Origin of the sequence: Promineifilum sp. (SeqCode), assembly GCF_041918635.1 — a bacterium.
GTDB lineage: Bacteria > Chloroflexota > Anaerolineae > Promineifilales > Promineifilaceae > Promineifilum.
Genome location: NZ_JAYRVJ010000725.1, coordinates 1 through 7,417 on the forward strand (window position 1 = coordinate 1; position 7,417 = coordinate 7,417).

Consider the following 7,417-nt stretch of genomic DNA (forward strand, 5'->3'; position numbering starts at 1 on the left):
CTTTTACAACGGCCAGACGAAGATCCCGTTGCGCATCCCCCTCGACCGGATCGGCGTCTTGGCCCGCGATGGCGCGAACCCGGACGTGGTCGCCGAGTTCGTCAAGCAGTATGGCCTCGACCGGGCTGAGGAGTTCCCCGGTGGGGTGCTCATCTTCGCCCTTGGCCAGGAGGTGAGCCGCGATGAGCTTAACGACCTGGCCCGCAAGCTGGTGGCCGACGGCCAGGACCTCATCGCCCAGGCCGGCCTGGTCGCCCTGCCGCCCGAGAGCCGGACGCCCATGCTGATCAGCAACGAGATCATCATCGCCCCGGCCGACGGCGTGTCCGACGCCGAGATCGACGACCTGAACGCCAAGTATGGCCTGGTGGAAGTGGATCGGCTGGAAGGCCAGCGGCGGCTGGCCCTCGTCGCCCCGCCGCCTGACCTGCCGGCCGACGGCCTGACCGTCTCGCAACTGTACTACGAGAGCGGCCTGGTCGATTTCGCCCACCCCAACTTCGTCGTCGTGGTGGACTATCGCGAGACGACGCCCAACGACACCCTCTACGGCAGCCAGTGGCATCACCGCAACGGCGGCGCGTCGGGCGGCACGGTGGACGCCGACGCCGATACGTCGTGGGCCTGGGACATCACCACTGGCGTGGCCGCCAACGCCCTCATCGCGGTGGTGGACAACGGCTTCGACGTGACCCACCCCGATCTGACGCCCAACCTGTGGGCCAACCCCACCGAGGCGGCCGACGGCGTGGACAACGACGGCAACGGCAAGATAGACGACCGCATCGGCTGGGACTTCACCGGCTGTGACTCGGCCATGGCCCCCGCCGGCTGCGGCGACAGCAACCTGGCCGGCGGCGACCACGGCACGGCCGTGGCCGGCGTGGCCGCGGCGCGGGGCAACAACGCCCTGGGCGTCAGCGGCGCGTGTCCCCGCTGCGGCCTGATGCTCGTCCGTCAGGGCAGCACCTCCTGGGCCAACGGCGTCGCCATCAACTACGCCTGGCAAGAGGGGGCGCACGTCGTCACCAATAGCTGGGGCTACGCCATCGGCACGCCGACCACGGCCAACGTCCAGACGGCCATCACCAACGCCGCCACCAACGGCCGGGGCGGCCTGGGCAGCGTCGTCCTGTTCGCCATGAACAACGGCAATATCAACGACTGCATCGGGGCGACGCCCGACATCTCCTCCTTGCCCAACGTCATCGCCGTCAGCGCCTCCAGCAACCAGGATCGCAAGGTGACGGAGAGCGCCTGGGGCAACTGCATGGACGTGCTGGCCCCCACCCACCGCGGCTACGGCGGCGCGACGCCCTACTCCGGCACGCTCAACATCACCACCACCGACGCGCAGGGTAACGCCGGCTACAACAACACCAGCCCGCCCAGCGCCCCGTGCCCCGGCGAGACGGCCGACCGCAACTACACCAACTGCTTCGGCGGCACGTCGTCGGCCACGCCGCTGACGGCCGGCGTGGTTGGGCTGATGCTGTCAACCAACCCCGGCCTGACGCGGCTACAGGCGCAGCGCATTCTGCAAGATACGACGGACAAGATACAGGACTCGGTCGGGGCCTACAGCGCCGCCACCGGCTTCAGCGCCCCGGCCAGCGGCGTGGCGTCGCACGGCTACGGCCGCATCAGCGCCTATGAGGCGGTGCGCGTGGCCGCCCCGGGGGCCATGGGCGGGCGCGGCAACGTGGACATCTTCGTCCGCGACAACCGGCTCGACTGGGGCAACACCTCCGGCTACGACGGCCAGCAGAACAGCGGCGTGCTGTTCGAGCCGGCGCGCGGCTTCATCCCCTGGTATCAGAGCGTGGACATCAAGGTGGACGCCCCCTCCGACGGCCTCCAGCCGCCGCCGACCACGTCGGCCGCCTTCGACGCCTTCGTCGACCAGATGCCGGAGTCGGGTAGCACCAACATGGTCTACGTGCGCGTGCGCAACCGCGGCCAGACGGCCGCCGCGCCGGTGACGGTCAAGCTGCACTACGCCTACGCCGGGACGGGGCTGCCCGCCCTGCCGGCCGACTTCTGGACGCAGTTCCCGGCCGACTCGGCCAACACGACGCAGGTCGTCCCCGTGGGCGCGGCGACTATCCCGACCCTGGCCTACTCCGGGGCCTCGGTGGCCGGCTCGGCCGCCGACGCGGCGCGCATCGTGGCCTTTACCTTCAACGCCCCCTCGGTCGATCCGTCGCGGCCCAATCCGACGCACTACTGCCTGTTCGTTGTCACCGATTCGCCGCAAGACCCGGTGGACGCCAACGGCGGGACGGACTTCATCATCGACAGCGTCGTACCCAACGACAACAACGTGACGCTGCGCAACGTCAACCTGATCGACACGGGCCGCTCGCGCCGCTTCGAGTTGCTGTTCTACGTGCGCAACCCCTACCGCGAGGCGATCCGGGTCATCCTGCGGCCGGACGCGGGCGAGGCGCTGCAACACGGCTGGAAGCTGGAGCTGGATCAGTTCGGCTTCGACCAGCCGTTCGAGCTGGCCGGCGGCGAGGAGGTGCTGGTGACGCTGAAGGTCAGCGCCCCCGACGAGGGGATGACGGCCGACATCGCCATCAACCAGTTCTTGCTGACGGGCGAAGAGGCGACGCCGATGGGCGGCCTCGCCTGGCGCTTCGCCCCCGCCCCGCCGGTGCAGCTGATCTATCTGCCGGCGGTGAAGCGGTAGGAGAAATGGCTACGGATTGACACGGAGGATACGGATTTGCATATTATGTAAATCCTTATCCTCCGTCACAATCCGTAGCCATTCTTGGGGGCAGGGAAGCGCGCGCTGTCCTAACCCTTCTATTCGCGGATGACGTTGCGGTCGTCGAGGAACTCGCTGGGTGGCGCGGCGCGCCCCTCTTCCCATTGACGCGAGAAGAACCACAGACCGCTCTCGCCGATGCAGAAATCAGCTGGCGTGAAGGTCAAGGCGGAGTCGATCGGGGGTTCGGGCCGTTCCGGATTGTATTCGGCCGGCCAGCCAAACGCCTCGCCTTGCCATGCTTCGCCGCGGGCGTGAAGTTCGTCGGCCAGGGCGCGCACGGCGTCTAGGTCTGGGATCAGCACCGGTACAAGCAACGTGTGATCGTCCTGAGTTGGATACTTAAGCTTCGCGATCATGGCTTTGCCGCTGGGCATCCTGCCACGCTATCAGGAGTTCAACGCGATGGGCGACCAGAATGTCCTCGATTTCGCTCAACTCTGGCGGTCGAAAGCCTCGTGAACGCGCCAGCGAAATTGGAGTGAGCCAGTACTTAGCCTCGTTGCCGGCCTTCCCAACGTGGATATGAGGCGGCTCACGAAGATCGGCCGAGTAAAACCAGAAGCGATAACCCTTGATGCGCAGAATAACGGGCATAATGATGGCAGCATCGTTGATGACGAACGCCCACATTATAGCAGGGAGTGGCAAATTGCGTAAACGCACTCGCACTGTCTTGTGGAACTCAGAATGGCTACGGATCAAAACGGACGACATGGATTTGCATAATGCGTAAACCCGTGTCGCCCGTTTTGATCCGTAGCCATTCTTAGGTGATAAGGAAGTCCTCTTCCCTTCTTCTAATTGCTCGCTCCCGGCGTGCCGCCGGTAGCCGCGCTAGCCGCCCAATTGGACGCGACCGTGTTGTCCGACCCCGGATCCACCAACGACAGCGACGACCCGCCCCCATCCGGCGTCATCGGCCACGGCGGGTCGGCCACAGGATCGTTGTCGTCGTAGGCCACCTGGTCGATGACGTTGCCGGAGCCGTCCAGAAGGGTCAGCGTCTCGCCGCCGTTGCTCAGGTCGCCGGCCGTCCACTGGAACACCTGCACGCCGGGCAGCGCCGCGTAGGTGGCGGCCGTCTTGGCGATGACGATGATCTCGCCGGGGGCAATGGCCGCGCCGGCCGGGAAGGTGTGGCTGATGCCGTCGGCGATGGCGAAGCCCGCCAGCGCGACCGCTTCCGCGCCCGTGTTGACCACCTCGACAAACTCATACGTCGCGTCAAGCCCCTGGGCGTCGGCCGGGTTGTAGTGGATCTCGTTGATGACCAGTTGGGGCGGGGGGACGGCCTCGAAGACGGCCGTGCGCGTTAGCGGCCCGTTTAGGGTCACGCGGATCGTCGGGTCGGTCTCGCCCGTCTCCTGCCAGGCCGCGAAGCGGAAGCCGAACGCCGGCCGCGCCGCCAGTTCGACGGGGATGCCCCGGTAGTAGGGGCCGCTGAACGGGTAGCCGAACGGCGCCACGCCGGCCACGCTCACCTGCCCGCTCTCGACGACCTGGATGGTCAGGTCGGCCATGCCCGGCGAGCCAGCGTAGGCGTCGAGGTGCTTGCGCATGTTGCCCGGCCGCTGGGCAGCGAACTGGCGCATCTTGTTGACCTCCGCCTCCCAGGCGGTCATGCTCTTGGGCTTCTTCCAGCGGGCGATGTGGTCGGGCATCTCCCCGGCGATCTCGCCGCGCATGGCGTCGATGAAGGTGGTGACGCGGGCCGGGGCATAGGTGATGTTCAGGTGGCTGGCCGCGCGCTGGACGAACTGGCCGCGGAAGGTCGGGTTGCTGAGCAACTGCCGCAGCGGTTGGATGGCGTAGTCGTTCTTCTTCAGCGCCGCCTTCAGTGTGTCCTGCTTGATCTGCTGCGTCTGGAAGGCGTTGTCCAGATCGGCGAAGATCCAGCGCCAGACGCTCCCCGGCGCATAGGCCCGCCAGTAGCGGAACTCGCCGCCGGCCAGGTTGCCGGTATAGGTGTGGGCGATGGAGAGATCCATGAACTCGTCCACGTCCATCTGGGCGGCCACGGCGTCGAAGTTGGCCTGGACACTCAAGTCCCGTTGCAGGTCGGCGAAGAACGCCTGCCAGGCGACGGCGTTGCCGGCGTCGATCTCCTCCTGCTTGCCCTCGGCGCGCAACATGTCGAAGTCGGTGTCCTCGTCCAGCCCGTAGTTCTGCTCCACCAGCGCCTCGTCCGCCTTGTCGCGCAGGTTGTGGATGCCCCAGTAGACGCCGTTGATGAAGACGGCCGTCGGCCGGTACTGCTGCTGGTCGAGATCCATCGTCGCCCAGTTCAGTTCGTGGGCCAGCGGCTCGCGGAACATGCTCAGATAGGCGTTGTGGTTGCCGCCGGCGCGCAGCACCAGCCGCTTGTACTCGTTCAGCGAGTTGCCGGGGAAGACGGCGTAGTCGATGTCGTTGTCGCCGTAGCGCCGGCGGGTCTTGATCTCCAGCGACTTCTGCGGCTGGGCGCGGGTGCAGTCCCCTTGAATCTCGAAGCCCGCGTTCTGCTGGAAGGCGGGCGCGCCGCCCGGCTCGTACAGTTCCATGCTGACCGGCCGCTCCCACGGCTGGTTCCAGTTCGCCTTGGGGCCGCAGCGCCCCTTCGCGCCGTTCTTGCCGACGACGTAGATGCCTATCCGCGCGTCGAACAGGTGGGCCGGGTCGGTCGCCAGCGAGACGACGGCCAGGTCGGTATCCACGCCGATCAGGTAGGTGGCCGTGGCCGGCTGGCTGCTGAGCAGGCCGGGGACGAAGGCGCGGGCGCGGATGACCGTCGGCACGTTGACGGCGATGGGCGCGCTATAGAGGGGCGAGGCGGCGGTCGGCTTGCTGCCGTCGGTGGTGTAGCGGATGACCGCGCCGGGGTCGGCGGCGCTGATCGCCACCGACTGGCCGGCGGCGTAGATGCCGCCGGGCGGGCTAAAGGTCGGCCGGGCGGCGGCGGTGGGCGCGGCCAGCCCCGCGCCGTTGGCCGCGCCGGGCGTGGGGGTGTCGAAGGTGGCCCAGGTCGCCGCGCCGTCGGGCGAACGGCCATAGGAAGCATCCACCAGTTGCGCGCCGAAGGTCAGCGAGTCCACCAGCGTACCATCGGGCATGAACAGGGCCACCGTGTCGCCGCGCATGTCCAGCTCGTAGGGGGTGTGCAGGCCGGTCGCCAGTTCATCGTACCAGATGAGCAGCCGGCCGCCGGCGGGGACGCTCGCGCCGGCCGGCAGGGCGTAGCCGGCCGGGTTAGCGGCGTTGGCCGACAGGGTGTAGCCGGCCAGGCTGACGGCTGTCGCCCCGGCGTTGTACAGTTCCACCCACGGGCTGTAGTTGGTGTACTGCGGGTCGAGGTTGGTGCTGGCGTTGCCGGCCAGCACTTCGTTGATGACGATGGGCGGGGCGGCCGCCCGCGCCCGCCCCGCGACCAGCAGCGCGAGAAACAGGATGAGCAGGGCGAAGTGGCGTCGGTTCATTGTTAGTAACCCTCCTGATAGGGGCTAGGGACTAGGGGCCAGGGACTAGGGAAGAGCGCTCTTCCCTAGTCCCTGGCCCCTAACCCCTAGTCCCCCGATGCAAACACGGCCGTCCACGTCGCCGGCCCAGACAGCACGACAGCCGGCGTCGGGTCTGTCTCGCCCGTCTCGGCCCATTCGACAAAGACGTAGCCGGGCAGCGGCTCGGCCGACAACTGCACCGGCAGCGTGCGGAAGTGCGCCCCCTCATAGTGGGCCGGCGCGTCCACCCCGGCCACTGTCACGCGCCCCTGCGCCGGGTTGTGGTGGATGGTCAGCGTGGTCAGGCCGGGGGACTTGAGGAAGCTGTTCAGATAGCCCCACATGTAGCCGGGGCGCAACTGGGCGAAGGTGCGCAGCCGGCCGATCTCCGACTGCCAGTAGGTCACCGACTTGGGCTGCTGCCAACGGGCAATGTGGGCCGATATCTGCGGCGCGATGGCCGCGGCCATGCTGTTGATGAGCGCCACAACCCGCGCCGGCTGGTAGGTCGTGTTCATGTGCGCCGCGAACCGCTGGCCGAACTCTGCCTTGAACTCCGGGTTGAGCATCAACCGGCGCAGGATGAAGGCGTTGTAGGCGCGCTTGCCGCTGGTCGCGGCGGCGAACTTGAAGGTGTTGTTGAGGTACCCCTTGGTGGCGCGGCCGAAGCTGGCGTCCAGGTCGTAGACGATCCACCGCCACCGCCCGCCGTCCGTCGCCCGCCAGTAGTGGTTGTTGTTGTGCGGCCAGTCGATGTTGTCGGCGTAGATTTCGAGAATCTGATAGTTGATGAACTCGTCGATGTCGATCTGCGTCTTCAGGTAGGCGTAGACCTCGGGCCTAGCCGGGTCGTTGGCCTTCAGGTAGTTGTAGAGTGCATTCCAGGCGTCGGCCGAGCCGTTGACGACCACGGCCCGATCCTCCAGCAGGTCGAACTCGTTCAGGGCCAGGCCGTAGGCGCCGGTGACGTAGGCCGCGTCCTTGTCCTCGCGCAGGCTGTAAATGCCCCAATACGCGCCGTTGATGAAGACGATGACCGGGCGATACCCCTGACGATCCACGTCCATGCGCCCCGACACCACCTGCTGGCCCAGCGCGTCGCGCAGCAGGGTGTTGGCCGAGTCCTGGCCGCCGGTGCGCAGGATGAAGCCGTGGTAGGCGGTCA

The 7,417-nt window shown here is 67.4% G+C and carries 5 protein-coding genes; 1 reads left to right on the plus strand and 4 read right to left on the minus strand.

Annotated elements, in window-relative coordinates:
- Positions 1-2,695, plus strand: a 2,695-nt coding sequence (locus ACE3UY_RS21160; protein WP_374689462.1) for a S8 family serine peptidase, incomplete at its 5' end; no start/stop codon positions are given.
- A gap of 119 nt (positions 2,696-2,814) precedes the next feature.
- Here ACE3UY_RS21160 and ACE3UY_RS21165 read toward each other — a convergent pair.
- From ACE3UY_RS21165 to ACE3UY_RS21180, 4 genes are all read right to left on the minus strand, one after another.
- Entirely contained in the window at positions 2,815-3,135 is a 321-nt protein-coding gene (locus tag ACE3UY_RS21165; protein ID WP_374689463.1) for a hypothetical protein, read from the minus strand.
- Entirely contained in the window at positions 3,119-3,409 is a 291-nt protein-coding gene (locus tag ACE3UY_RS21170) for a DUF4160 domain-containing protein (RefSeq protein WP_374689464.1), read from the minus strand. The genes ACE3UY_RS21165 and ACE3UY_RS21170 overlap by 17 nt, the downstream gene beginning before the upstream one ends.
- Before the next feature lie 167 nt (positions 3,410-3,576).
- Positions 3,577-6,231 (minus strand): lamin tail domain-containing protein, encoded by a 2,655-nt coding sequence (locus tag ACE3UY_RS21175; protein WP_374689465.1) that lies wholly within the window; start codon positions 6,229-6,231, stop codon positions 3,577-3,579.
- An 86-nt stretch (positions 6,232-6,317) separates the two neighbouring features.
- A partial coding sequence (locus ACE3UY_RS21180; protein WP_374689466.1) for a CotH kinase family protein occupies positions 6,318-7,417 on the minus strand: 1,100 nt, incomplete at its 5' end.